The following is a 24,049-nucleotide window of genomic DNA, read 5'->3' as shown; positions in this document are numbered from 1 at the left end:
AACGTGTTCGGACACCCGATCGATGACTACTTCGGCGACGTCAGGTCGTAGATCGTCACACCGTCGATGGTGGTCGAGGTGAAGTTCTCCGTCACCCAGGTCCGGATCTGCGACGACGGCCGATCCGTATCCGAGCCGCCGAAGCCGAAGCCGCGTCCGCCACCGATGAAGAAGTGGATCTTGCGCTCGGCCACCAGCTTCTGGAACTGCTCGAGGGTCGGCGACGGGTCGGTACCGTTGAAGCCGCCGATCGGCATCACCGAGTAGCCGGTGTCCAACTGGTAGCCCGACGCCTCGTTGGAGCCGACGGCCGCGGCCATCCAGGTGAACTGATCTGCGTCCCGGGTGAGATGGTCGACCATCGCCGCACTGGGCCGCGTACCGTTCAGCAGCCCGCCCGGTCCGCCGGGTCCGCCCATGCCGCGGTACTGTCCTGTCGCACCGGGCATCCCCGGCATGCCGTTGGGACCACCCGGCATGCCCATGCCACCCGGCATCCCCCTATCGCCGCGTCCGCCGTGATGTCCGGGTCCGCCCATGCCACCCGGGCCGAACTCGCCGGCCACGCGGGGACCGGCACTGATGATCGAGCCCTGCTTGGCCGTCGCCACCGTGTCGATGGTGTAGGCGAGCGGTCCGGCGAGGCCGGCCAGGATCGCCAGCGTCGCCGCGACGGCACCGACATACATCCGGTGCGCCGCGATCAGCACGCCACCGGCGATCAGCCCGACGACGAGCACGAGGTAGCGCAGCCACGGCACGAAGTCCGGCGACCGGTCCAGGAGCACGAAGCCCCAGATCGCGGCAACCCAGACCGCGGCCGCGAGCCCGATACGCACCCAGAGTCGTTGTCGCTGTTGCCAACACACCGCCGCACCACCGGCCACCACGGCCGCGACCGCCGGCGCCAGAGCCGCCGTGTAGTAGCTGTGGAAGATGCCGGCCATGTAGCTGAACACCGCCATGGTGACCAGCAACCACAACCCCCACACGACCAGATACGCGCGGCGCATGTCGGTGCGTGCGGCCCGGCCGATCACCACCAGCGCGGCGATGCCGACGATCAGCCCGGTCGGGATGAGCCACGCGATCTGACCGCCCTGCGCAGGCTCGAACATGCGGAAGAACCCGGTCTCACCCCACATGCTGCCGCGACCACCCGGTCCGCCCATACCGCCGGGGCCGGCGTTACCGAAGTAGCCTGCCGGCCCGCCCATTCCGGCCTCCATGCCGCGGCCACCACCGGGCATCACACTGCCGCGCTCGTTGCCGTTGAGACGTCCGAGGCCGTTATACCCCAGCGTCAGTTCGAGGATCGAGTTGTCCTGCGAACCGCCGATCCACGGCCGTGACGACACCGGCCACAATTCCACCGTCAGCAGCCACCAGCCCGCGCTGACGATCATCGCGGCGAGCGACGCGAACAGTTCACCGAGACGTCGCAACCACCCGCGGGGCCCGAAGGCGAGGTAGGTGATCGCCAGCGGCGGAACGATCAGCATGACCTGCAGTTGCTTTGTCAGGAAACCGAATCCGACGAAGACCCCGGTGAGGATCAGCCACCGCAGCCGCCCGGTCTCGACCGCCTTGAGGATCGCCCACACCGAGGCGATCATCAGCAGGATCAGCAGGGCTTCGGGATTGTTGAACCGAAACATCATCGCCGACACCGGGACCAGGGCCAGCGTGAGGCCGGCCAAGATACCGGCCCAGTGGCCGAAGTATTTTCGCGTGATCAGGTAGAGCAGCGCCACCGAGGCAACACCCATGAGGGCCTGCGGCACCAGGATGGACCACGAGTTGAGCCCGAAGATCCGCACGACAATCGCCGGAATCCACAGCGAGGCAGGAGGTTTGTCAACGGTGATCGAGTTCGCCATGTCCGACGACCCGAAGAACCATGCCTTCCACGACTGCGATCCCGCCTGGATGGCGGCCGAGTAGAAGGAGTTGGCCCAGCCGTTGATCGAGAGGTTCCACAGATACAGGACTCCGGTACCCACGAGCAGAACGGCTAGCGAGATACGCTGCCAGAGAACCGAATCGACTCGACGACCGGCGGCCGTCGGTCCCGCGGGTGCGGAATCCGACGGCCGCTCGGTGACCACGGTGGCGGTCACTGGGCGATCTGCCCGGTGGCCGGGGTCAGGTGTGAGCGGAAGACCCAGCGCAATCCGACGAAGCGGGTCATGGTGGCCACCAGGTTGGCGATCACCAGCACCGCCAGCTCGACGTGTTTGGTGGCGTCGGGGACAAAGTGGTGCAGCCCCAGCAGCGATCCGGCGGTCACGATCCAGCCGAAGAGGAACACCCCGAGTCCGAACATCTGGTGTCGGAGGGCATCTTCACGCCCCCGCACGCCGAAGCTGAAGCGACGGTTGGCCGCCGTGTTGAGCACCGCGGTCACCGCGAGTGCCACGAAGTTCGACACCTGCGCACCGAGGAACGAGTGCAGCAGCAGGTAGAGCACCGCATAGGCGATCGTCGACGCCACGCCGACCACGCAGAACCGCGCCAGCTGCCCGACCATACCCGGTGGCACCCCGGCGATCTCGGGTCCCGGCGCACGATCGCGACCGATCGTGGTCCGTAGCTCGGCGATCGGCAGCCGGCCGGCGGTCAGTGCGTAACCCACTCGCGCACAACCCTTCAGGTCCTCGACGGCGGTGGAGACGATGTCGACGGTGCTGTCGGGATCGTCGACCCAGTCCACCGGGACCTCGGCGATCCGCAGGCCGATCCGTTCGGCGAGTACCAGCAGTTCGGTGTCGAAGAACCAGCCGGTGTCCTCGACGTAGGGCAACAGTTCGCGGGCGATGTCGGTGCGCGTGGCCTTGAAGCCGCACTGGGCGTCGGAGAACTTGGCCCGCATCGTCGTCCGCAGGATGAGATTGTAGGAGCGCGAGATGAATTCGCGCTTCGGTCCGCGCACCACCCGCGAGGTCCGGGCCAGGCGGGTGCCGATGGCGATGTCGGAGTGCCGCGAGATGAGCGGCGCGATCAACGGCATCAGCGCATTCAGGTCGGTGGACAGGTCCACGTCGCAGTAGGCGACGATCTCCGCGTCGCTGCCCCGCCACACCGCGTTCAGGGCGCGACCGCGCCCCTTCTCGTCGAGGTGCATCACGCGCAGGCCGTCGATCTCCTCGGCGAGGGCGGCCGCGATGGCCAGCGTGGCGTCGGTGCTCGCGTTGTCGGCGACGGTGATTCGCGCCGAGTACGGGACGTGAGCGCGGAGATGGTCGGCGAGGCGGCGGACCGAGTCGGCCACATCGGCCTCCTCGTTGTACACCGGGACCACGATGTCGAGGATCGGGAGCTGCGCCGAGCTGTCGGCGACGGTGGTGGTCGGCGAAGCCGCGCGAGGGAGTGCTTGTGCTGTCATGGGTACAACAGTGGTGGCCCTCGCTGCCGTGGTTCTGGGTCGAACCTGCCAGATTGCTGTGAGCGTTCCGGTGGCTCGCGGGGACGCCTGTGGACAACCTCCGACCATGTCGCAGGCGGCCACTACGGTGGAACCCATGACGGCCCCCGCGACCCTGACCGCCGCCCAGCAGCATGCCGCCGATGCGGTGATCACCAGTCTCGCCGGGCCGGGTGCACGGCTGCGCGACGACCAGCTCACCGCGGTGTCGGCGCTCACCGCACCGGGTGCCCGGGTCCTGGTGGTCCAGGCCACCGGCTGGGGCAAGTCGGCGGTGTATTGGTCGGCGACGGCCATCATCCGGGCGGCCGGCGGCGGTCCGACGCTCATCGTGTCGCCGCTGCTCTCCCTGATGCGCGATCAGGTCGCCGCGGCTCATCGAGGCGGGTTGTCGGCGGCGACGCTGAACTCGTCGAACATCGGTGAGTGGTCGGCAATCGAGGAGCGGTTGCGCGGCGGGGACCTCGACGTGCTGCTGGTCTCGCCCGAGCGGCTGGCGAATCCGGGGTTCGGGCGGCGCGTGCTCGATGCGCTCGCCGGGAACCTGGGGCTGCTGGTGATCGACGAGGCGCACGCGGTGTCGGACTGGGGTCACGATTTCCGCCCGGACTACCGCCGCGTCGCCGATGTGCTGCGCGATCTCAACCCGGCCACCCCGGTGCTCGCGACCACGGCCACCGCAAACGCGCGGGTCACCGCGGATGTGGCCGAGCAGCTCGGCACCCAGACCCTGGTGTTGCGCGGCCCCTTGGCCCGAAAGTCATTGCACCTCAACGTTCTCGACGGGCTCTCGCCGATTCAGCGGTACGCCTGGGTAGCGCAGTCGTTGCCGGCGCTACCCGGATCGGGGATCGTCTACGCACTCACCGTCGCCGACGCGGACCGGTTGGTGGACGCCATCCGGGCGGTGCACGGCGACGACATCGCGGTCGCCGCCTACACCGGGCAGCTTGACGCCGACCGTCGTCACGAACTCGAGGACGCGCTGCTGCACAACCGGGTCAAGGCGCTGGTCGCGACGTCGGCGCTGGGCATGGGCTACGACAAACCCGACCTCGGCTTTGTGGTCCACGTGGGTTCGCCGCCGTCCCCGGTGTCGTATTACCAGCAGGTCGGACGTGCCGGCCGTGCCCTCGACGACGCCGTGGTGATGCTCCTGGCGTCGGCCACCGACGACCGGATCTGGCAGTACTTCGCCACCGCGACCATCCCCGACCCGGACAAGATGCGCGATCTGATCACCGCGCTCGACGACGCCGACGAACCCCAGTCCGTGGTCGCGCTGGAGGCGTCGACGCGTTTTCGCCGAACCCGGATCGAACTGATGCTCAAGCAGCTCGCCGTCGACGGAGCCACCGAACGCACGCCGGACGGCTGGGTGAGCACGGGCACGCCCTGGACCTACGACGCCGAGCACTACGACGGGATCATCGCGGTCCGGCGCCGCGAGGCCGACATCATGCGCGACTACGTCGCGGGCCGGCGTTGCCTGATGCGGTTGCTGACCGAATCGCTCGACGATCCGCAGGCCGCCGATTGCGGCCGCTGCTCGGTGTGCCGCGGCCGGCTCAGCGAGGGGCTGCCCGACGCCGTCGACCCGCAGATCGTCCGGTCGGTGACATCGGTGCTGCGCAGATCATCGATGGTCCTCGAGCCGCGAAAGATGTGGCCGGGCGGGGAATTCGGGACGCGTGGCCGGGTTCCGGCGGGCGTGGCGGCCGAGCCCGGGCGGGTTCTGGCCCATGCCGACGCACCGGAATGGACGGAAGTGCTCGCGGCCGCGCGCAACGGGGACGAGCATGCGTTGGGCGAACTGGGTGACGCGGCGGTGGCCACCTTGTCGGCGTGGGTCCGGGACACCGGCATGCGTCCCGACGTCATCGTGTCGCTCAGGTTGACCGGCACGAATCTGGCCGAGACGCTGGCGGCTCATCTGCGCGACGTGGGCCGACGGGGCGGCGGCACCTTCCCGGTTCGGATGGGTGACCCGCCGACCGATGCCACCGGCGCCGTCGAGGCCGCCTACTGGCGTGATCATCTCGGCGACGCCCCCGACGTCGCCGGGCAGGCGGTGCTGCTCGTCGTCGACGCGTCGTCGAGCGGCTGGCCGATCACCCTGGCCGCGGCCAGGCTGCGCGAGGCCGGGGCGACGGCGGTGCTGCCGCTGCTGATCCACCGGACGGTGTGATCACGCTCCCGCACCCTCATTTCCTTCCCGCTTATTGCGTCCAATAAGCGGGAAGGAAACGGGTACGCGGGAACGCTCAGTCCGGAACGTACTCGCCGAAACCGCGGCCGCGCAGCGCCTTTCGGATCTTCTCGGCGTCGGCGTCGAGTTCCTCGCCGGTGACGTCCTTGCGGGCGTTGCCGAGATCGAAGGCCTCCATGCTCAGCGCGGGGAACACGTGGACGTGCACGTGCGGAACCTCGAGGCCGGCCACCAGCAGACCCATCCGCGGGGCGTCGAAGGCCTCTTTGACCGCCCGGCCGACCTTCTGCGCGACGTCGGAGAGATGGGTGAAGGCGGCGGTGTCCATCTGCTCCCAGTGATCGACCTCTTTGCGCGGGACCACGAGCACGTGTCCAGGCGTCACCGGCTCGATGGTCAGGAAGGCGACCGCCTGGCCGTCCTTCCACACAAATCGTCCGGGCAGTTCACCGTTGATGATCATGCTGAAGACCGATGCCATGACGTCGAGTCTAGGCGGTGGCACCCGCGACTGGCCGGATGTGCGCCGCACCGCGATGCAGGAGGAGGAGCAAGGAGCGCAGCGACGATGCGATGACGACGAAGAGCGATGGTCCAGGCGCACATCCGGCCAGTCGCAATGAACACTGTCGGGGGTCCATGACATTCTTTGCATGTGAGTCGGCCAGAGTTCACCCCCACATCGGGGCGCGAGATCAGTTCGAGCGACGTCGTCGCGCGTGCTCAACGGTTTCCGCGTCTGCGCTACATGGGCTCCAAATACCGGCTGCTCCCCCACCTCGAACGCGTCTTCGCCGACATCGGCGGACAGACCGCGGTGGACGCCTTCTCCGGTTCGGGCGTCGTCTCCTACCTGCTCAAGGCGCAGGGCTTCGAGGTCGTCAGCAACGACTTCCTCACCTTCCCGCACATCATCACCCGTGCGACAGTGGCCAATTCGAGCGTCCGCCTCGAGCCCGACCTCGTCGAGCAGATCTGCGGCCCGCCCGCCGACGACCGCGACTTCATCACCACCACCTTCGACGGCCTGTACTTCACCCCGGCCGATCGCGCGTTCCTCGATTCCGCTTGGTCGCACATCGACCGCCTTCGCGGCTACCGGCGGGACCTCGCGATCTCGGCGCTGGTGCTGTCCGCGGCGCGCAAGCAACCCCGGGGGGTCTTCACCTTCACCGATTCCACCCGCTACGCCGACGGTCGCCGAGACCTCACCATGAGCCTGCGGGATCACTTCCGGCTGCGGTCCGTCGCCGAGTACAACGCCACGGTGTTCAGCAACGGGCGTTCGAGCCGCAGCGTCAGTGGCGACGTCTTCGAGCTGGACACCGGCTGGTCGTCGCCGCCGGACCTGGTCTACCTCGACCCGCCCTACGCGCCGCCCACCGACGACAACGACTACATCAAGCGCTACCACTTCCTCGAGGGGCTCTCGGCGTACTGGCAGGGCATGAGCATCATGGAGAACACCAAGACCAAGAAGCTCCCCAAACGCTTCACGCCGTTCGCCTACAAACGCACCATCGAGGACGCGCTGAGCCGCACCTTCGAGCATTTCGAGGATGCCGGAGCGATCGTGCTGTCCTACTCGTCGAACGCATTGCCCGGCGCCGATCGCATCGTCGACCTGCTCGGCAAGGTGAAACCGTCGGTGGAGGTGATCGCCATCGATCACAAGTACAGCTTCGGGACACATGCATCGGCGACCCGACGCGACGTCAGCGAGTATCTGTTCATCGGTCGGGACTGAAATCTGCGCCATGAGCGACGCCGGCGACTTCGACGACTACCTGAAAACCTTGGGACGGTTGACTTCTCATGTCGATCCGACAGCGTCGACGCCGGAGGCCGAGCGGATCGTGGCGGCTGCCGACCGTCTCGGCGGACTGCTCGACACCGACCTCACCGGGCTGGCCGCGTGGGTACGCGACAACCCCGGCGAGGTTCCCGTCCTCGGACTCGCGGTGGGGTTGTCGCAGGAGAAACTCAAGAACGCCCTGCGTGACCGCTTCGACACCACCGGCTGGCACGGATTGGCGCGGTCGCAACCGGTCGAGCTGGTGTCGTGGCTCGACGCCGAATTCGATCTGGTCCGCATGCTGCGGGTGCAGATGACGCGGACCTACACCTTCGCCGACATACTGGTGGCCCGCGCCGGCAGCCGCGTGACCGCCACCCGGGCCGGCGCGTCGGGTCGTCGAATCGAGGACGAGATCGAGGACATCGCACGCGATCTCGGGCTCGACTACACCACCCGTTCACGGTTCACCGGACGCAACGGACGCACCGCCCCGGCCGACCTGATCATCGGTGATCCTGAAACTGCCGACATCGTCGTCGCCGCAAAGGGTTTCGACTCGACCGGTTCCAAACTCACCGACGCCGTACGCGAGATCGAGGAGATGGCCGAGGTGCGGTTACCCAAGCAGCTCGTGCTGGCCGTGATCGACGGGATCGGTTGGAAATCACGACAATCCGATCTTCGTCGCATCCATCAACTCTGGGCGGACCGGCAGATCGACGGCATGTACACCCTCGTCGGACTCGACCGTTTCCGCGACGACGTCACCGAGTTCGCGCAGTTGCGTCGGCTGATCTGATCGGACCGGCGTCGACGACGCCCCAAGCCGCGTCGATCGTGCAGGCGAACACGTTCATCGTGCACGGGCCGGCGCCGCGTTGCACGATCAACGAAAATGGCTGCACGATCAACGGTTTGGGGCGCCCAGTGAACGTGTTCGCCTACCCAGTGAACGTGTTCGCCTGCACGATGAACGTGTTCGCCTGCACGATCGATGCGGGCGTCAGTCGTCGAGTCGGGGCAGACGCACCCAGAACGTCGCTCCCGCACCGGGAGTCGAGTCCACCCCGACGCGCCCGCCGTGCGCGGCCACCAGGGCGGCGACGATGGACAATCCGAGGCCGCTGCCGCCGGCGGAGCTGTCGCCGCGCGACCGTGAGCTGTCGCCGCGGTAGAAACGCTCGAAGACGTGGGCGGTCTCCTCTGCGGTCAGCCCCTGGCCGGTGTCGGCGACACTGAGGACCACCTCGTCGCCCTCCACGCCAACCCCGACGGTGATCGACGCCTCGGGTGGGGTGTGCACCACCGCGTTGTTCACGAGGTTGCGAATGACCTGGGTCAATCGTGCGGCGTCGCCCGTCACCATCGGCGGCAGTTCGGACTCGCCGACCTTCAGGGTGATCTCTCGCTGCGGGGCGGCGACCCGGGCCGACTGGACGGCGTCGGCGGCCAGCGCCAGCGCATCCAGTGGTTGCTTGTCCACCGGCCGCTGCGCGTCGAGACGCGCCAGCACCAGCAGATCTTCGACGAGCAGGGTCATCCGGCCGGCCTCGTCGTCGATGCGGCGCATGGCGTCGGTCGCGTCGGGCACCCCGCCCTGCCGGTACAACTCGGCGAACCCCTTGATCGAGGTCAGCGGCGTGCGCAGTTCGTGACTCGCGTCGGCGATGAACCGGCGCATCTTCTCCTCGGACGCCCGGGCCTGCTGTTCGGAGGCGGCCGTCGTGGCGAAGGCGTGCTGGATCTGCCCGAGCATCGTGTTCAGCGACGACGACAGACTTCCCACCTCGGTGTTGGGGGCGGCGGGCGGCACCCTCATGTTGAGGTTGCCCGCCGCGATGGCGTGCGCGGTCTCCTCGACCCGGCGCAACGGGCGCAGACTCGACCGCACCAGCAGATAGCTCAGCACCCCCAGCACGACGACGACGATCAGCCCGATACCGGCCTGCAGCCACATCAGTCTCGACAGCGTCTTCTGCACGTCGGTCAGCGGGGTCGCGACGATCGACTGCCCGAATTGGTTGGTGTGCTTGATGACCCGCCAGTCGGGGCCGTCGCCGTTGGTCGACGAGACGGTGATCGGCCCGACGTTGTTTCCGGACAGCGAACTGAGATCGGGTTCGTCGGAGAAATAGTTGTAGACATCTCGGGTGGTACCGGAAGCACCGTCGTCGTTGGTGATCGACACGACGTAGTACGGCGACGGTGGCCGACGCGGCCCCGGCGGTCCCGGCCGTGGCTCCATTTGTTGGTTACGAGGCTTGGCCCAGGTGTTGATCGCGTTGACCAGACCCGCATCGGTGCGGTCGACCAGATCCTGTTTCATCGCCGACGTCACCGCGATACCCGAGGCGAGCAGACCGAGCGTCACCAGGATCAGCGTGAGCCCCACCAGCGACATACGCAGCGGGAGACCACGCTTGGGGGTACGTTGCGTCGCCAGGTCATCGACGGGCAGCGCCGGCCGCATGCCGCGTGACTCGGTGGACATCAGTCGCGGGGCTCACGCATCACGTACCCGACACCGCGCAGGGTGTGGATCAGACGCTTGTCGCCGGTGTCGAGTTTGCGGCGCAGATAGGACACATAGGATTCGACGACGTTGACCTCGCCACCGAAGTCGTAGTTCCACACATGGTCGAGGATGCGGGGCTTGGAGAGCACCGTGCCCGCGTTGACCATGAAGTAACGCAGCAGGGTGAACTCGGTCGGCGACAGCGACACCAGGTTGCCCGCCTTGAACACCTCGTGGGTCTCGTCGTCGAGTTCGATGTCGGCGAAGGTGATACGCGACGCCTGCTTCTCGGTGGCGTCGAAGCCGCTGCGGCGCAGCAGGACCTGCAGACGGGCGACCACCTCTTCGAGGCTGAAGGGTTTGGTCACGTAGTCGTCGCCGCCGATGGTCAGACCGTTGATCTTGTCCTCCACCGAATCTCGCGCGGACAGGAACAGTGCGGGAGCCTCGATACCGTCGGCGCGCAGCCGGCGCAACAATCCGAAGCCGTCCATGCCGGGCATCATGACGTCGAGGATGAGGGCGTCGGGTTTGAAGGTCCGGCACCGGTCGATGGCGGCCGGACCGCTCTCGGCGGTCTCCACTTCGTAGCCCTGGAACTTCAACGACACCGACAACAGCTGGCGGATGTTCTCCTCGTCGTCGACGACGAGGATCTTGGCGCCCTGTCCCGGGTTCTGGTTCTTGCCGGATTCACTCACGTCATCACACTCCCGCACCAGTCTGACATGGCCCTGGATACTTCCTGGAAGAAATCTGTGAGTGTTGACCAGGAGAAATGCCTAACGCATGAACGGCGCCGGGTAGCCGGGGCGCGGCCGCACCGGACCGAGCCAAGCGGAGAGTTCCTCGGCACGACGGTCGAAGAGGTTCCGCGCCGCGGCGGGCACGTCTTCGAACAAGGACACCCGCACCGTCCCGTCCTCCCGCTGCGACCAGCCGCCCACGATCCGACCGTCCCACCACGCGGTCTGACCACCGTTGCCGTTGCTGTCGAAGACGTGGCGCACGTGATCGCCGACGTAGAAATCCCGCTCCTTGTGTCCCATCGTGGTCGGATCGAGCTCGGGCAACAGCAGCGCACACGGTTCCACCGGATCGTCGGCGTCGAGGTCGTCGGCATGCAGGTATCCGGTGCCGCCGCCGACCAGATCGACCTCGACGACGTCGAGGTCGGCCAGCGCGGCGCGGACCGCGGTCTTGGTGGAACCCAGCCACCACACCAGGTCGGTCTCGGTCCCCGGTCCGAAGGACCGTAACCATCGGGCGATCATCGCCCGATGCCCCTGCGCGGCGTCGACGTCCGGCAGTGGCTCACCGAGCCATGCCGACATCAGCGCCCACGACGGCCGCGACACGTGCCAGCCGCCGCCGTTGGGCCCGCGCACGATCTCACCCGCCGCGCTCATCATGTTGAGCACCCGTGGTCCCATCGGGGTGCGTGCCTCCCACGAGGTTCCGACGCCGTAGGTGACATATCCGTCGAGGGCGGGCAGTCGGTCACGCAATTGGCTCGAGGTGAGCGCGCTGCCGTCGGACAGTTCGTCGAGGACGGCCGCGCTCGCGGCGTCGATCCATCCCTCCGGATCGTCGAAGTCGTCGCTGCGACGCAGGTCGCGCAGCATGTTGGTGCGCTCGGACGCGCACACCCGCCGGCCGATGGCACCGACCGCGTCGGCCAGGACGGGCCGGGGGAAGACGAACAGGGTGCGCCGCATCGCGAGCTGCTTGATCAGGGTGCGGTCGTCGTAGAGTGCGGCGCTCATCGCGTCCGGGGTGAATCCGGCGACCCGCGCCCAGGCCGAGAGATACACCGTCGATGGGGTGGTGGCGTGCAGGCCGACCATCGCGTCAACCGCCTCCACCACCGTGCCGGCGCGGGTTTCAGTGGCCAGGCGATGCCGGCGCAGGAGCCGGGTTCGGCGTTGTTCGTCGGATACGAACGGTCGCGCGCTCATGTCGACACCGGTGGCGCGACGAGGGCATCGACCTCGACGACCTGACCGTCATAGGGCAGGACGGTGACCCCGACGAGCATGGCCGGTGGCACGATGTCGGGACCGAACGCCTCGAGGACCGCACCCCACGCCGCGGCCAGCTCCGAGCGCTCGCCGGTCGCCACGTACACGGTCAGTTTGGCGAGGTCGTCGAATCCGGCACCGCGCTCGGCGAGGACGTCACGCAGGTTGCGCAGGCATCGTCGGGTCTGGGCGGCGACGTCTCCGGGAGCCGAGATGGCCGGGTTGCCGGGATCGGCGGGCGGGGTGTCGAACGGCGAGATGCCGGCGGTGACGAGCAGGGGCCCGGCGGTGACGGTCGCGCTGTACGGGAATCCGCCGTCGGGCAGCCCGGCCGCGGCGTGGCGCATCACCCGCGGCACGCCGGTCCCGGAGGAGTCCGGAGGGTTGGTCATGCGGAGATCGTATCGACGGAGGTGGGTCGCCCGGGGCCGGACCGACCCCCATCGGCCCCGGCCCCGGTACCCCCTGCGGATGCGGCCGCCGTGCGACACACAACCCCCGACAGGCGGTGCACCGCACCTCCGTGTGTCGTCCGGCCGTCCGACTCCGCGCGCTCCCCCCGGGGCGCTCCGTAAGCTCACCCCACCGCGCACCCGGACTCCAGCCCGAACCCGCCGAGGACCGTAAAACACCAGGTCAAGGGCGGAATGGAGATTCCGGACCGGACAGGATTCACGCCGGATCCGGACAAAATCAGGTCAGATGACCAACTGGGGCCGGACGGACCGCAAGTGGGCCGGCCCACCTGTGTTGGCGTCGCCGGGACGGGTACCGGATGATGGTGCGGTACCCGGTTCTCCTCGGGTGTGTGTCGGTCGGGGTCGCGGGTGATGGTCAGTGGATTTCGGTGAGGCGCTCGCGCGTCTGTCGTCCAAGCGGGACGGCCGACGCTGCGCGCCGCGTCGTCGCGGGCCAGGGTGTCGGCCCAGCGGATCAGCGACTGGCGCAACGGGCGGCATCTGCCCCGGGACTTCGCGACCGTCGAACCGCTGCTCCTCTGGCTGACCTCGCGGGCGGTGGCCGCCGGAGAGGCCGACGTACTCAGCATCCCGCAGTGGCGCGAGCTGTGGGACCACCGCGTCACCGAAGAGGGGCTCGACGCGGCCGAACCGGCACCCGTCCTGACTCGTCCGTATGCCGGTCTGGCCACCCTCACCGCCGCCGAACGTGCGCTGTTCGGCCGCGACGACCTCATCGGCACGTTGGTCGACACGATTCTCAGCGCAGCCGAGACGGGTCCCGACGACGCGGCGCCCGCCTGCCGACTGGTCATCGTGACCGGTGTTTCCGGGTCGGGGAAGTCGTCGCTGTTGCGGGCCGGCCTGGCGCGCGACACCCGGATCGCGCCGCCCCGCCATGCCACCGTCACACCCGACGGCATCCGCCTCGATGACGCTGACGAATCCACTGAGCCCGGTTCCGAGCCCGCCTGCGATGGCGACGACCGGCCACCCGGGCCCGGCACGGCGATCGTCATCGACCAGTTCGAGAACGTCTTCTCCTCGGACCCGGCCGTCCTCGCGTCGACGATGCAGCAGGTGGCCGAGATGGCCCGCGACACCGTGGTCGTCCTGGGGATACGCGCCGACTTCTTCGGCCAGTGCGTCGAGTTCCCCCTGCTCGCCGAGGCGTGGCAGTCGCGCTGCGTGATCGTCTCGGAGATGACGCGCAGCCAGTTGCGCGAGGTCATCACCGGGCCGGTTCGGCTGGCCGGTGGCCGCATCGAATCCGGTCTGGCCGACGTCATGATCACCGACCTCTACGAGGCGTCGACGGTCAGCGACCGGGCCGGCCGGTTGCCGCTGCTCGCACACGTCCTGCAGGCCACCTGGACACGCCGGTCCGGCAACCGGATGACGCTGTCGGCCTGACGGGCCACCGGCGGGATCGCGCGGGCTGTCGCCGACACCGCCGAATCGGCGTGGACGTCCCTACAACCGGCCGACCGGGACGTGGCGCGGGCCCTGCTGCTCGCGCTGGTCCATGTGGGACCGGCCGGGATCGCGTTGCGTGTCCCGCTCTCGCCGGCGACGATCGCCGGCCGGTTCCCGCCGAACGTGTCGTCGGTGATCGACGTCTTCGCGCAGGCACGCCTGCTCACCGTCTCCTCCGATTCGGTGATGCTGATCCACGACGTGGTGCTGACCGCGTGGCCACGGCTGGCCGAATCCATCGCCGCCGATTCCGGCACCCACCTGTGGCGGCAGCAGCTCGACGCCGACACCGCGTCGTGGCTGGCGGCCGGGCGGAGCCGATCGTTCCTCTACACCGGTTCACGACTGGAGGACGCGCGGGATCATCGGGCATCGCTGCGCCGCAGCTATCAGCACCTGCTGAGCCGGGAGAACGACGAGTTCCTCGACGCCGCGGTCCGCGGGCAACGTCGACGCCGGGTGCTGGTCATCGTCGCCGCCGTGATCGTCGGGTCTGGCCATCGCGTCGACGATCACCGCCGCGATCAGTTTCCGTCAGGCCCACGACCTCACCCTGCAGCGCAATGCCGCCGAACGCGCCGCCCTGCTCTCCCACATCGACAGCATGCAGCAGTCCAACCCGTCGCTGGCCGCGCGGCTGCTGCTCGTGGCCCACGGTCTCTACCCCGACGAACCGACGGTGACCAGCCGGATCCGCGGGGCGGCCACCAGCCCACTTGCCCTGCCGCTGACCGGTCACACCGGACCGGTCTACGACATCAACTTCGACTCGACCGGCCGGTTCATGGCGTCGGCGGGCGGCGATCGGGAAGTCCGGCTCTGGGAGCGCGTGCCGGCCGCCGCCGGATATCAGCAGCGAGCGGTGATGACCGGGTTCGGCCAGTATGTGACGTCGGTGAGCTTCCATCCGACTCGTCCGATCCTCGCCGCGGGCAGCGGCGACGGCCGGGTTCGGTTGTGGGACATCAGCTCTGCCACCTCCCCGCGTCTCGTTGCGACGATGTCACCCGGGCGGGGCACCGTGTACATGGTCCGTTTCGCCGTCGACGGCACCACCCTCGCAGCGTCGTCGGACGACGGTACGGTCACCATCTTCGCGGTCCCGACGGCCGGGGTTCCGGTGCAGACCGCGGTGCTGCGCGGGCACAACGCCGCAGCCCGCACCCTGGCCTTCAGTCCGGACGGGCGCCTGCTGGCCAGCGGCGGCGACGACCAGGTGGTGCACTTGTGGACCACCGGCGATCGCCCGGTTCCGGCCGGACCGCCGATCACCGGATTCCCCAGCATCACCCACGCGGTGGCGTTCAGCCCGGACAGTCGGTCGCTCGCGGTGACCGGCGACAGCCCCAACGCGCAACTGTGGAACGTGGCCGACCCGGCGCGCCCGACCCCGATCAGCTCGTCGCTGCCGAACACCACGGCCGGATCCTGGTCGATGACCTTCAATCGCGACGGCACCGCCCTCGCCTCGGCCCGCGCAGACGGCACGGTGACCGTGTGGAACACCGCCAACCGAGCACCCCCATCACCCGATGGGCACTGCAGACCGCCTCCGAGCAGGGCTCGGTCCGGACTTTCTCGGCCCAGTTCAGTCCGGACGCAACGCAATTGGTATCCGGACGATCCGACGGCACGATCGACGTGTGGAGTCTGCCCCAGACCACCCTCGCCGACCGGGGCGGCACCATCACCGGGATGGGACTCAGCGCCGACGGTACGACGGTCGCCACCGTGGGCACCGACACGACACTCAATCTGTGGTCCGCCCGCGGCGGCTCGCTGACCCTGCGGTCACGCACACCGATCCAGCGTCGGGTCAACGACCATCCCGGGTCAGCGTCAACACATCCGGCACCCAGGTGGCCACCGTCAACAACGGTGGCTCGGTGGAACTGTGGGACACCCGCGATCCGGCACGGCCCCGTCGCGCAGCCGAACTCGCGATCGACACCCGCTACACGTTCCCGTTGGCATTCGCGCCGGTATCGCCGGGCGGACCCACGTCGGGCGCCAACATACTCGCCACCGGCGCCGTGAATCGCCCCGGGTTTGCTGGAGGCTCGGTTAGTTGGTTCCGGCCTCTGCTGGGACCGGGTTCTCACGGTAGCTGGTGACCGTGTGGGCCGCCCAGTAGGCGGCCTCGTACTCGACCGGCGGGACGTGTCCGATCTCGCCGTGCAGACGGCGGTGGTTGAACCACTCGATGTACTCGGCGACCGCGATCTCGACGTCGCCGACACCGCCCCACCCGCTCTTCGGGCGCATGATCGGGTTGCGGATACATTCCGCCTTGAATAACGAGTTGAACGCCTCGGCCATCGCGTTGTCATACGAATCACCCTTGGAGCCAACCGAAGTCACCGCTTCAGCTTCGGCGAGACGCTCGGTGTAACGAATCGCTCGATACTGCACTCCGCGGTCCGAGTGGTGAATCAGTCCGGCCACATCCTGGCCGGCACGATCACGCGCCCACAATCCCATGTCTAAGGCGTCCAATGCGAGGTCGGTGTGCATCGTGGTCGAGACCTGCCAGCCGACGACCACGCGCGAGTACACGTCGAGGATGAACGCCGCGTACACCCACCCGGAGTGGGTGCGGATGTAGGTCAGGTCCGCCACCCACAAGGTGTTCGGCGCCTCGGCGGTGAACTGCCGGCCGACTCGGTCGGCCGGTTGCGGGGTTTCGGCGCCATCGCTGCGGGTGGTCCTGCGTGTCTTCAACCTCGGTATCCCTTGCAGTCCATCGGCTTTCATCAATCGTTCGACAGTGCAGCGCGCCACGTCGATATCCTTTCTGCGTAGTTCGGCGTGGACCTTGCGGGCACCGTAGACGCCGAGATTGTCGGCGTGCACGGTGCGGATCTCGCCGAGCATCTCCCGGTCACGCACCGTGCGTGGCGCCTCGGTCTTGTTCGCACTCAGGTGGGCTCGTACCGTGGACGGAGCGATCTGGGCGGCCGTGTCGCGTAGGGCCGCGCAGATCGGATCGACTCCGTGTTCGTCGCGAGAAGCGGCGACGAACTCCACGATCAACGCTGTGGGCGGTCGATCTCCGCGGCAAAAAAAGCCGACGCCTGCTTCAAGATCGTGTTCGCCCGCCGCAGCTCGCGGTTCTCCCGCTCGAGCTGCGCGATCCGCTCGGAATCGCTGCTCGTGGTACCCGGCCGCTGCCCGCCATCGATTTCGGCTTGCTTGACCCAGGTGCGTAGCGCCTCCGGGTGCACACCGAGTTGATCGCCGATCCGTTTGAACGCTCCCGGCCGTGTGGCCGGGTCCTTGCGGGCTTCCACCGCCATCCGCGTCGCTCGCTCCTTCAGCTCAATGCTGTACTTCCGAGGTGCTGCCATGCTCTCCATCCTTCACAGGTTCGAGAGCCTCCGACGAACCCGGGGCGGTTCACCGACGATTTCAGCATCCGTCTGTGGAACACCGACAACCCGGACCGGCCGACACCGCTGGGACCACGACTCGTCGGTCCGTCCGACCTCATCCGCAGTGTCGCCTTCAGTCCCGACGGCAGCCGTCTGGCGGTGACCTCCGACGACAAACGCGTCTATCTCTACGACCTGCGACGACCAGGTCCGGACCCGATCGCGGTGATCTCCGACGACGCACCGGTCACCCAGGCCGTCTTCGCCGACGGCGGACAGGTGCTCGTGGTCGGTGCACGCGACCTGAGTACCTGGAACCTCAACGGCGGCGGCCGGCCGACCCAGATCGACCGGCGCCCGGAGATGCACGTGTCGACCCTGTCGCTGGCGCCGTCACGCGTCATCGTCGGCACCGCCACCCACGAGTTGCTGAGTATCGCGGTCACCACCGACGGCCGGATCGCCGATCCGCAGGCCGTCCGGCCACTGCTGGCGACCACCGACAGCACCACCACCTGGCAGTTCCCGGCACGCACGACGACCGACGACGTGATCCTCACCGGCGGTGACACCACCGGCGCCATCTATCTGCAGACGCTGCGCGTCGACGACGCCCGCGCCTGGATCTGCGGCACCACCCCACCGCTGCGTCCCGCCCAGCGCCAGGCCTACCTGCCGCACACCGAGATCGGTGCCGACTGCTCGGACTGACCCGACCGCCCTCCTACCGCTCGTCGGGCCGCCACTGCGTTACTGCTGGTTGAACCGCGACGGACGAGCGAAACCGCCGCGCCGGCTCAACCAACACGCCCGGACCCTGAGTGGTTGCCACCGGAAATTCGTCGGGGGTATTCGGTGGGGACCACTAAGCCTCGATCCACCGATCGGCTTTTTGATGTCTCGTGAAATGTGTTGTGTATGTTCGGGGTGGCGGTGGGCGTGGGTGAGTCGCCGATCTCTGGTGTCGGCGTGTTTCACTGGGTTTCGTGTCGGGGCCGGTTCTGGCCGATGGTTAGGGGTCAGGCTGAGTGTTGTCGTTTGATCGTGTTGTTGAACAACAGGTTCCACTCGCGTTCCCACGGCCATCGGGCGGGTAGATGCATCGTGATGCGCCGCGCTGAGGACGCGATTCGAGCGGGTATGCAGATCAGGGTGCGTCGGATGGTGGAGGTAGTCGCCTTCGCCAGACGCTGTCCACCGAGACAGGCTGCGGCGCGGGTCAGGTTGAACGCGATGACCGCACACACCAGCCATGCGGCGTTCGCGCAGAACTTTCCCGAGGGCAGATGCGCCAATGCGGAGGCTTTGAGGTCGGCGTGGACTTGCTCGATGATCGCATGACCGCGGTGAGTCTTGTCGGCGGTCACGGTGTCCAGGTCGCTGGTGGTGAAGAACGCATGAAACCGCCACACGTCGAACAAGCCGTCTCCCTCGGCTGCGAAGTCAGGGATACGGCGCACCACCAGCCGTCCGGATACCTGCAGGCGCTTGGCTTTGGAGGTGAACGCGGTGAACGGTACTTCGGCGACCTCGGCCCGCGAGACCCACTGGCCGCTGTCTTCGTCGAAGACGGCGTCGGTGTACTCGATCGGCGTCCATGCATCTGCCGGTATCTCGCTGATCGCTGCTCGGACGTGGGAATCCTGACGCACGGTGACCGACACCTGCGCACCGGCCCGGAGCGCGGTGGTGATCGCGCGATGGCCGTAGAACGCTGAATCCGCTCGCAGCAGTATCGGTCCCGACGCATCGGACGACCGTAGCCGCCGCACGGTGGCCAGGGTGTCGGCGATCAACCGATGCGCCCCGCGCGCGGAGTTACACGCCCCTTTGCGCAGGCGTTGAGCGGCGATCACCGGCGCACCGTCACCACAGGTGAGGGTGGTGATCGCCGAGTTCAGCCCACGCACTCGGGTGTAGCCGAATCCGACGCCCTGCTTGGCCGGGCCGTGGACCTCGATGATCGAGTCGTCGATATCGATCATCACCGGCCCGTCGATCCCCGCCAGCACCGGAGTATGGCGAGCCAGTCCCGCCAACAGCCGGGTGGCGATCGCATCGGCTTGGCGGACATGCCCGAACCGGAACTCGCGAAGAAACGATCCCAACGTCGACGGGGCGTAAGGATGGTCGAACACCTTGCCCATCGCGCCGTGTCGCAACACGGCCATGTCGTCGATGCTGTCGGCGCCCGCCACCATCCCCGCCACCAGGGAAAACATTTTCCGATCCGGATGGGCGCCCTTGTCGGTGGGCACGCTCAGATGCTCGCGGGCCAACTCCGACAGGCTGGCGCGTTCGGCCAGCGCCATCACCGGCACCACCCCCGCAGCGGCGAGGAGATTCGGATCGTCACAGGATGCAGACCGGACCGGGTGAGTGTGAGACAATCGCATCTACGACATGCCCTCCTGTGTGTGTGGATGGAACCCTAGAGAAGTCCCATTCTGTCACTCAGACAGGGCATTTCGTTTATCCCTCACCGACCGATCACAAGCAAATCGGTGGATCGAGGCTAAGCCAGCCGTGCCGCCATCCAATCGATCGTCTGCATGCCGAAAAGGTCTGTGCCCCAGCCGTACATGTTGGTCAGGAAGTTCACCATGCTGCAGTTGGTGGGATGGTAGTCGACGTGTGTGCCGCCGCGGCGGTACTGCCTGGCCAGCTTTCGGGCGTCGGCGGCGGGCACGATCGACATGAACGAGTCGTCGGCGGCGCAGGACGCGATGAGGACGGGCGCCTTGGGTGCCTTGTGCCCCAACACATTGTCGCGATAGGCGGCCTGGAAGTCGGGGATGTCGGCGGGATGCTGCCCGTTCTTGAACAAGGCCTGCAGCGGCAGGAATGGGGTGGCGAAATAGGCGGGCGTCTGACACTGCGTGCGGAACACGTCGGCAAGGGCTTTGCCCGCCGGGGACAGCTTTTCGTCGATCTTCATCTCCGGGTAGCGGGGTTCGAGACCGAGGAGGGTGGCGAAGGCGAAACCGGAACCGATCGAGCCCGACGACGTCCGGATGAAGTTGCGCTGATCGACAGCCATGCCCTCGAGAACCGTTGCCCTGATGTTGAGTTCGGGCGCATAGGCTGCCGCGTTCTCCGCGGCGAAGGCGGCTCCCACACCGCCGCCGGCGATGCCGAACAACGAGATGGGCGCCGAAGCCGACAGTCCGGCGTCGCGATGGGCAAGCGCAGCCCGAAGTCCGTCGAGAAGTGCGTTACCGCCGAACTTCCCGGCGAACACGCCGTGCGGATGCGGGTCGCCGTTGTTGCCGACGTCGCTGATCATCACCGCGTAGCCCTTGCCGAACATGAGCGCGAGCGGACCCAACGCCGACCACGACGCACCGTCCATCGGGTCCTTGCCGGTCCACATCGTGGAGGGATGACACCACGCTCCGACGCTGTCGTTGGCGAACTGATAGCCGACGACGCGGCGTGTCGCATTCGCGCGGCCGTCCACCGGGACCATCAGGATTCCGGTACTGATCTCCGGTTCACCGTGCAGCCCGCGGGTGACGTACATGAGCTGGTAGGCGTCGAGATTGCCCGGCCGGAATCCGGTGAACTGGACGGCGACCTTGCGCGCCTTCACGATCGCGCCGGGCTTCTCGGTACCGCGCAGACGCGGTTCCACGTACCACGGATCCGCCGACACGAGCGGTGTGAAGATCTCCTGCGGACTGGCCACCCGGCCGTTGGTGAAGGTGCCGAGGACGTATCCGTTGAAGATCTCGTTCGGATTCGGAGTCCGGTTGGGTGGCGCGGCGGCGGCCGGCGCCCCGGCCGCCATGACGACCGAGACAAGCGCGGCAACGGCCACCGACAGGCCGATCACGGTTCGCCACAACATATTCGGCGACCGTCGACGATCTTTTCCGGCACGGGGACTGATCACGACTGCACACCTTTGCTCGCGGGATGCGCCCACCCGGCAGACCCCCGCGAGTCAGGTGATCACGACATCATTCATTGACAACGAGACGAACCTTAGGTTGCGTCTCACGCCGATCGCAAATTGCCGTGGTGCAGGTCACGTCCGACGAACTGATCCGGGGGACGAGACGACCAGCGTCGCGCCCCCGGACGTTCGCGTCAGTGCTTGGGCAGGAACGACCGGGCGAGGTCGCCGACCGGTCCCAGCTGCGGGTTCGTGGCGATGGCACGGTCGACGGCGGTCACGATGTTCTGCACCGTCGGGTCCTTGGCGATCTCCGCAACGGGCTTCGGCGCGACAACCGCTGCGGGCGCCTGCACCCGGGTGGCCTGCGGCACCTTCGGCGCGGAAACCTCCGCGGATGCATAGGTGGTGCCCACGGCCGCGCCGATTCCGGCACCGATGGCCGCACCGATCCCCATGCCCACCAGCGGTGAGGCGATGACCGCAACGGGCCAGGAGATGGCGACGACGAGTGGGATCACGATGCCGCAGGTGAGACCCGCGGTGGCGCCGGCGCAGACCGCCGCGCTGACCGCTCCCGCCACTGCCGCCCCGATGGTGCCCACCAGCGGGGCGGCCAGGAAGCCGATACCGAAGCCCACCACCGCACCCACACCGGCGCCGACGGCGGTCGACGTCCCGATGGCCTCCGGCGAGGCGACCTCATGGCGCCCGGGCAGATAGGCGACGACCGTCCGACCCGGTGCGGCGGCGGTCAGGTCCACCGGGCTCGCCGGAATCACCACCGTGCGAACGAGTTTCGACGACACCTGGTCCACCGACGAGGTCGCGGAGATCACCGTCTCAGTGACCGCCCGCGTGGCGGTCACCCCGGCACTCGCCGACGGCGTGGCCACGGCGAGCGCGCCGGTGATCGCGATCCCGGCGAGTCCGGCGCCCACCGCGCGGCCCATCCACGTGCGTCCCGCCGCGGTGCCCGACGACGCGATCGCCGATCCCCCTGCGGACATATCCAATCCATTGATTCCCCGACCCATTGGACTGCCTTTCCTGTTCAGTTGAAGACTGCTGCCTGATGGCATGCTCAATCTACGATCGCCGCCCCCGATTCGCGAACGCCCGTCGTCGCATGTGATGCAGATCGCAGGGGAACGTCGAATTCTCCTGCGCCACAACGTGACAAACGAGTGAACAGTCGGCGGCCGCAGAGTGGTCGCCTCAGCGGAAGCCCAGGACGTCGGCTCCCCACGCGCGACGCAGATCTGCGTCGAGATCGTCGACCACCCGATCCTGCGCGTCGATGACGAGGACGGCTCGCGAGTCGGTGGTGTAGCCGACCCACTCCGGCGCGTCCTGATTGTCGTCGTCGACGTCCGGCACACCGGTCCGGGCGAACGCCGCCCACCGCCCCAGGGTCCGGCGCGAGAGCTTCTCACCGTCGGCACGACCACCCAGCAAGAAGGTGATGTCCTTGGAGCCACTGACGAGATTGCCCCAGACATACGGCAATTCGGTTGCGTGTGCGGCCCCGAGGCGCAGCATCCGGAGCATTCGGGTGGCCCAGTCGAACCGGTAGACATAGACCGGCGCCCGCGCCGAATGCGCGTCCGCAACCCAGATCGTGGGCATCCGGAACGCGACATCGCGGGCGACGCCGAGCCCGGCCACCTTGGGGCGCAACCCCGAGTAGGCCGCGGCCACCTCGGCCCGGGCGGGCAGCGTCACCTCCGGGTGTTCACGCGCGATGTCGGCGAACATGCGCTCGATGTCGGCCGTCGTGATCGGCATGAGTGGCGATTTCATCCACTTGAACAGATTGGCCTCATCGCGATTGGTACCGATCAGCAACGGCACCGGGTGGGATTCCCCCGCCCGGAACACGTCGAGCGGATGCTGCGGCACCAGGTCACCGTCGATCACCGGGGCGAAGGCGATGGTGCCGGGGTTGGTGCTCGGAACGTCGGTGAACGCGCGCATCGAGGCCACCACCGTGGCCGCCGCATCGACCTCACGGAGCTGATCGACGCTCGGCGAGTCACCGAGTCCGAGCGCTTCGAGGAAGGCTGCGGTGACGCGTTGCGCCCGGGCCTGCTCGTACATCGACGTCGCCGGCGAGCTCTGCGCGATGGCCCGGTGGAACAGGCCGTGTGCGGCCGGCATGGTCAGCAGCGTGGTGACAATGCCCCCACCGGCGGACTCGCCGAAGACGGTCACATTGGCGGGATCTCCGCCGAAGGCGCCGATGGTGTCGCGCACCCAGCCCAGCGCGGCGAGCACATCACTCAGCGCGGCATTGGTCTCGAATTCGTCGCCGAGAGCGGACAGGTCGGCGAATCCGAGGGCGCCGAGGCGGTAGTTGAAGGTCACGACGACGACGCCGCCCGTCGCGGACAGCCGGGCGCCGTCGTACAGCGGTTGACTCCCCGAGCCGAAAACGTAAGCACCACCGTGAATCCAGACCATCACCGGCAAGCGCGCGTCCGGCCCGGTATCGGCCGGTCGCCAGACATTGCAGTTCAGACAGTCCTCGTCCATGACCGTGTCGGCGCCGAGCCGGATCGCCGGGTTGCGTTCCTGCGGGCACACCGGACCGGTTGTCGCGGCGTCGAATTCACCCTCGAATGGCGTCGCCGGCCGGGCTCGCCGCCACCGTAACTCGCCGACCGGCGGCGCTGCGAACGGGATGCCGCGCCACACGTCAACCGCGCCGGCTCCGGATTCCCGTCGTCGACCACGGACCGGACCGAGGTGCGTACGCACCGCCGGTTGCGCACCATCGGCGGGGACGGCGGCATCGTCGGCGGTGGGGGCCGCAGCTCGGGGCGTGTTGTCGGTCGACATGGTCCGATCATGCCGCGAGCGAGGAACCCATACAGGTT

General features: G+C 67.9%; 18 protein-coding genes, 2 pseudogenes and 1 other annotated feature. Of the genes and pseudogenes, 7 read left to right on the top strand and 13 right to left on the bottom strand.

The window, feature by feature from the left end; translation table 11 throughout:
• Positions 1 to 26: 26 nt before the first annotated feature.
• Both GBRO_RS04095 and GBRO_RS04090 read right to left on the bottom strand, forming a co-directional pair.
• Entirely contained in the window at positions 27 to 2,120 is a 2,094-nt protein-coding gene (locus tag GBRO_RS04095) for an ArnT family glycosyltransferase (protein ID WP_012832722.1), read from the bottom strand.
• A complete protein-coding gene (locus tag GBRO_RS04090; protein WP_012832721.1) occupies positions 2,117 to 3,385 on the bottom strand; it encodes a glycosyltransferase in 1,269 nt (422 codons plus the stop codon). The genes GBRO_RS04095 and GBRO_RS04090 overlap by 4 nt, the downstream gene beginning before the upstream one ends.
• 136 nt (positions 3,386 to 3,521) lie before the next feature.
• Between GBRO_RS04090 and GBRO_RS04085 the strand changes: the two genes are divergently transcribed.
• Positions 3,522 to 5,612, top strand: a complete 2,091-nt coding sequence (locus tag GBRO_RS04085) for a RecQ family ATP-dependent DNA helicase (RefSeq protein ID WP_041919714.1) — start codon at positions 3,522 to 3,524, stop codon at positions 5,610 to 5,612.
• A 76-nt stretch (positions 5,613 to 5,688) separates the two neighbouring features.
• Here the strand turns inward: GBRO_RS04085 and GBRO_RS04080 are convergent, their stop codons facing one another.
• The gene (locus GBRO_RS04080) at positions 5,689 to 6,114 is read right to left on the bottom strand and encodes an HIT family protein (protein ID WP_012832719.1); all 426 of its coding nucleotides are present in this window, start codon (positions 6,112 to 6,114) and stop codon (positions 5,689 to 5,691) included.
• Positions 6,115 to 6,288: 174 nt separating this feature from the next.
• Here GBRO_RS04080 and GBRO_RS04075 point away from each other — a divergent pair, with 174 nt between their 5' ends.
• Both GBRO_RS04075 and GBRO_RS04070 read left to right on the top strand, forming a co-directional pair.
• On the top strand, positions 6,289 to 7,380 hold the full coding sequence (locus GBRO_RS04075) for a DNA adenine methylase (RefSeq protein ID WP_223373322.1): 1,092 nt from the start codon (positions 6,289 to 6,291) through the stop codon (positions 7,378 to 7,380).
• Positions 7,381 to 7,390: 10 nt separating this feature from the next.
• The gene (locus tag GBRO_RS04070; protein ID WP_012832717.1) at positions 7,391 to 8,230 is read left to right on the top strand and encodes a hypothetical protein; all 840 of its coding nucleotides are present in this window, start codon (positions 7,391 to 7,393) and stop codon (positions 8,228 to 8,230) included.
• A gap of 204 nt (positions 8,231 to 8,434) precedes the next feature.
• Here the strand turns inward: GBRO_RS04070 and GBRO_RS04065 are convergent, their stop codons facing one another.
• From GBRO_RS04065 to GBRO_RS04050, 4 genes are all read right to left on the bottom strand, one after another.
• Positions 8,435 to 9,901 carry a HAMP domain-containing sensor histidine kinase gene (locus GBRO_RS04065; RefSeq protein WP_012832716.1) on the bottom strand — a complete coding sequence of 489 codons (1,467 nt, stop codon included), beginning with the start codon at positions 9,899 to 9,901 and terminating at the stop codon, positions 8,435 to 8,437.
• A 20-nt stretch (positions 9,902 to 9,921) separates the two neighbouring features.
• The gene (locus GBRO_RS04060) at positions 9,922 to 10,647 is read right to left on the bottom strand and encodes a response regulator transcription factor (protein WP_012832715.1); all 726 of its coding nucleotides are present in this window, start codon (positions 10,645 to 10,647) and stop codon (positions 9,922 to 9,924) included.
• 81 nt (positions 10,648 to 10,728) lie between these two features.
• Positions 10,729 to 11,904, bottom strand: coding sequence for a winged helix DNA-binding domain-containing protein (locus tag GBRO_RS04055; RefSeq protein ID WP_012832714.1), 1,176 nt, complete (start codon positions 11,902 to 11,904; stop codon positions 10,729 to 10,731).
• On the bottom strand, positions 11,901 to 12,359 hold the full coding sequence (locus tag GBRO_RS04050) for a RidA family protein (RefSeq protein ID WP_012832713.1): 459 nt from the start codon (positions 12,357 to 12,359) through the stop codon (positions 11,901 to 11,903). The genes GBRO_RS04055 and GBRO_RS04050 overlap by 4 nt, the downstream gene beginning before the upstream one ends.
• Before the next feature lie 525 nt (positions 12,360 to 12,884).
• Between GBRO_RS04050 and GBRO_RS26775 the strand changes: the two are divergent.
• Positions 12,885 to 14,162 (top strand): annotated as a pseudogene (locus tag GBRO_RS26775) (nSTAND1 domain-containing NTPase); the annotation flags it as partial.
• A gap of 78 nt (positions 14,163 to 14,240) precedes the next feature.
• Here the strand turns inward: GBRO_RS26775 and GBRO_RS26770 are convergent.
• A complete protein-coding gene (locus GBRO_RS26770) occupies positions 14,241 to 14,402 on the bottom strand; it encodes a hypothetical protein (RefSeq protein ID WP_227892850.1) in 162 nt (53 codons plus the stop codon).
• Between the two features lie 103 nt (positions 14,403 to 14,505).
• Here GBRO_RS26770 and GBRO_RS27670 point away from each other — a divergent pair.
• Both GBRO_RS27670 and GBRO_RS27665 read left to right on the top strand, forming a co-directional pair.
• Positions 14,506 to 15,369 (top strand): annotated as a pseudogene (locus GBRO_RS27670) (WD40 repeat domain-containing protein); the annotation flags it as partial.
• Positions 15,261 to 15,938: a WD40 repeat domain-containing protein gene (locus GBRO_RS27665; RefSeq protein WP_370452944.1), complete on the top strand. Its 678-nt coding sequence runs from the start codon at positions 15,261 to 15,263 to the stop codon at positions 15,936 to 15,938. The pseudogene GBRO_RS27670 and the gene GBRO_RS27665, both read left to right, overlap by 109 nt.
• A gap of 27 nt (positions 15,939 to 15,965) precedes the next feature.
• Here GBRO_RS27665 and GBRO_RS04040 read toward each other — a convergent pair.
• Positions 15,966 to 17,248, bottom strand: a protein-coding gene (locus GBRO_RS04040; protein WP_370452859.1) for an IS3 family transposase whose coding sequence is annotated in 2 segments (ribosomal slippage) — positions 15,966 to 16,966 and positions 16,966 to 17,248 — 1,284 coding nt in all. Because the reading frame shifts where the segments join, the coding sequence is not laid out codon by codon here.
• Positions 16,842 to 16,970 (bottom strand) — a sequence feature (AL1L pseudoknot). (Overlaps the previous gene by 129 nt.)
• On the opposite strand from GBRO_RS04040, the gene GBRO_RS27470 reads away from it, so the two are divergent.
• Entirely contained in the window at positions 17,132 to 17,983 is an 852-nt protein-coding gene (locus tag GBRO_RS27470) for a WD40 repeat domain-containing protein (protein WP_324608862.1), read from the top strand. The genes GBRO_RS04040 and GBRO_RS27470 overlap by 117 nt on opposite strands.
• Positions 17,984 to 18,291: 308 nt before the next feature.
• On the opposite strand, the gene GBRO_RS04025 is transcribed toward GBRO_RS27470, so the two are convergent.
• The 4 genes from GBRO_RS04025 to GBRO_RS04010 form a co-directional block, all read right to left on the bottom strand.
• Positions 18,292 to 19,668 carry an IS1380-like element ISGbr1 family transposase gene (locus tag GBRO_RS04025; RefSeq protein WP_012832711.1) on the bottom strand — a complete coding sequence of 459 codons (1,377 nt, stop codon included), beginning with the start codon at positions 19,666 to 19,668 and terminating at the stop codon, positions 18,292 to 18,294.
• A gap of 119 nt (positions 19,669 to 19,787) precedes the next feature.
• Complete coding sequence (locus tag GBRO_RS04020; protein WP_012832710.1) at positions 19,788 to 21,122, bottom strand: lipase family protein; 1,335 nt, start codon at positions 21,120 to 21,122, stop codon at positions 19,788 to 19,790.
• Between the two features lie 242 nt (positions 21,123 to 21,364).
• Positions 21,365 to 22,180 carry a hypothetical protein gene (locus GBRO_RS04015; protein WP_041919713.1) on the bottom strand — a complete coding sequence of 272 codons (816 nt, stop codon included), beginning with the start codon at positions 22,178 to 22,180 and terminating at the stop codon, positions 21,365 to 21,367.
• A 208-nt stretch (positions 22,181 to 22,388) separates the two neighbouring features.
• Entirely contained in the window at positions 22,389 to 24,011 is a 1,623-nt protein-coding gene (locus tag GBRO_RS04010; protein WP_012832708.1) for a carboxylesterase/lipase family protein, read from the bottom strand.
• Positions 24,012 to 24,049: the final 38 nt, after the last annotated feature.

Origin of the sequence: Gordonia bronchialis DSM 43247, assembly GCF_000024785.1 — a bacterium.
Taxonomy (GTDB): Bacteria; Actinomycetota; Actinomycetes; order Mycobacteriales; family Mycobacteriaceae; genus Gordonia; species Gordonia bronchialis.
Note: the sequence above shows the minus strand (reverse complement) of the source record. Positions and strands in the feature narration are given on the sequence as shown.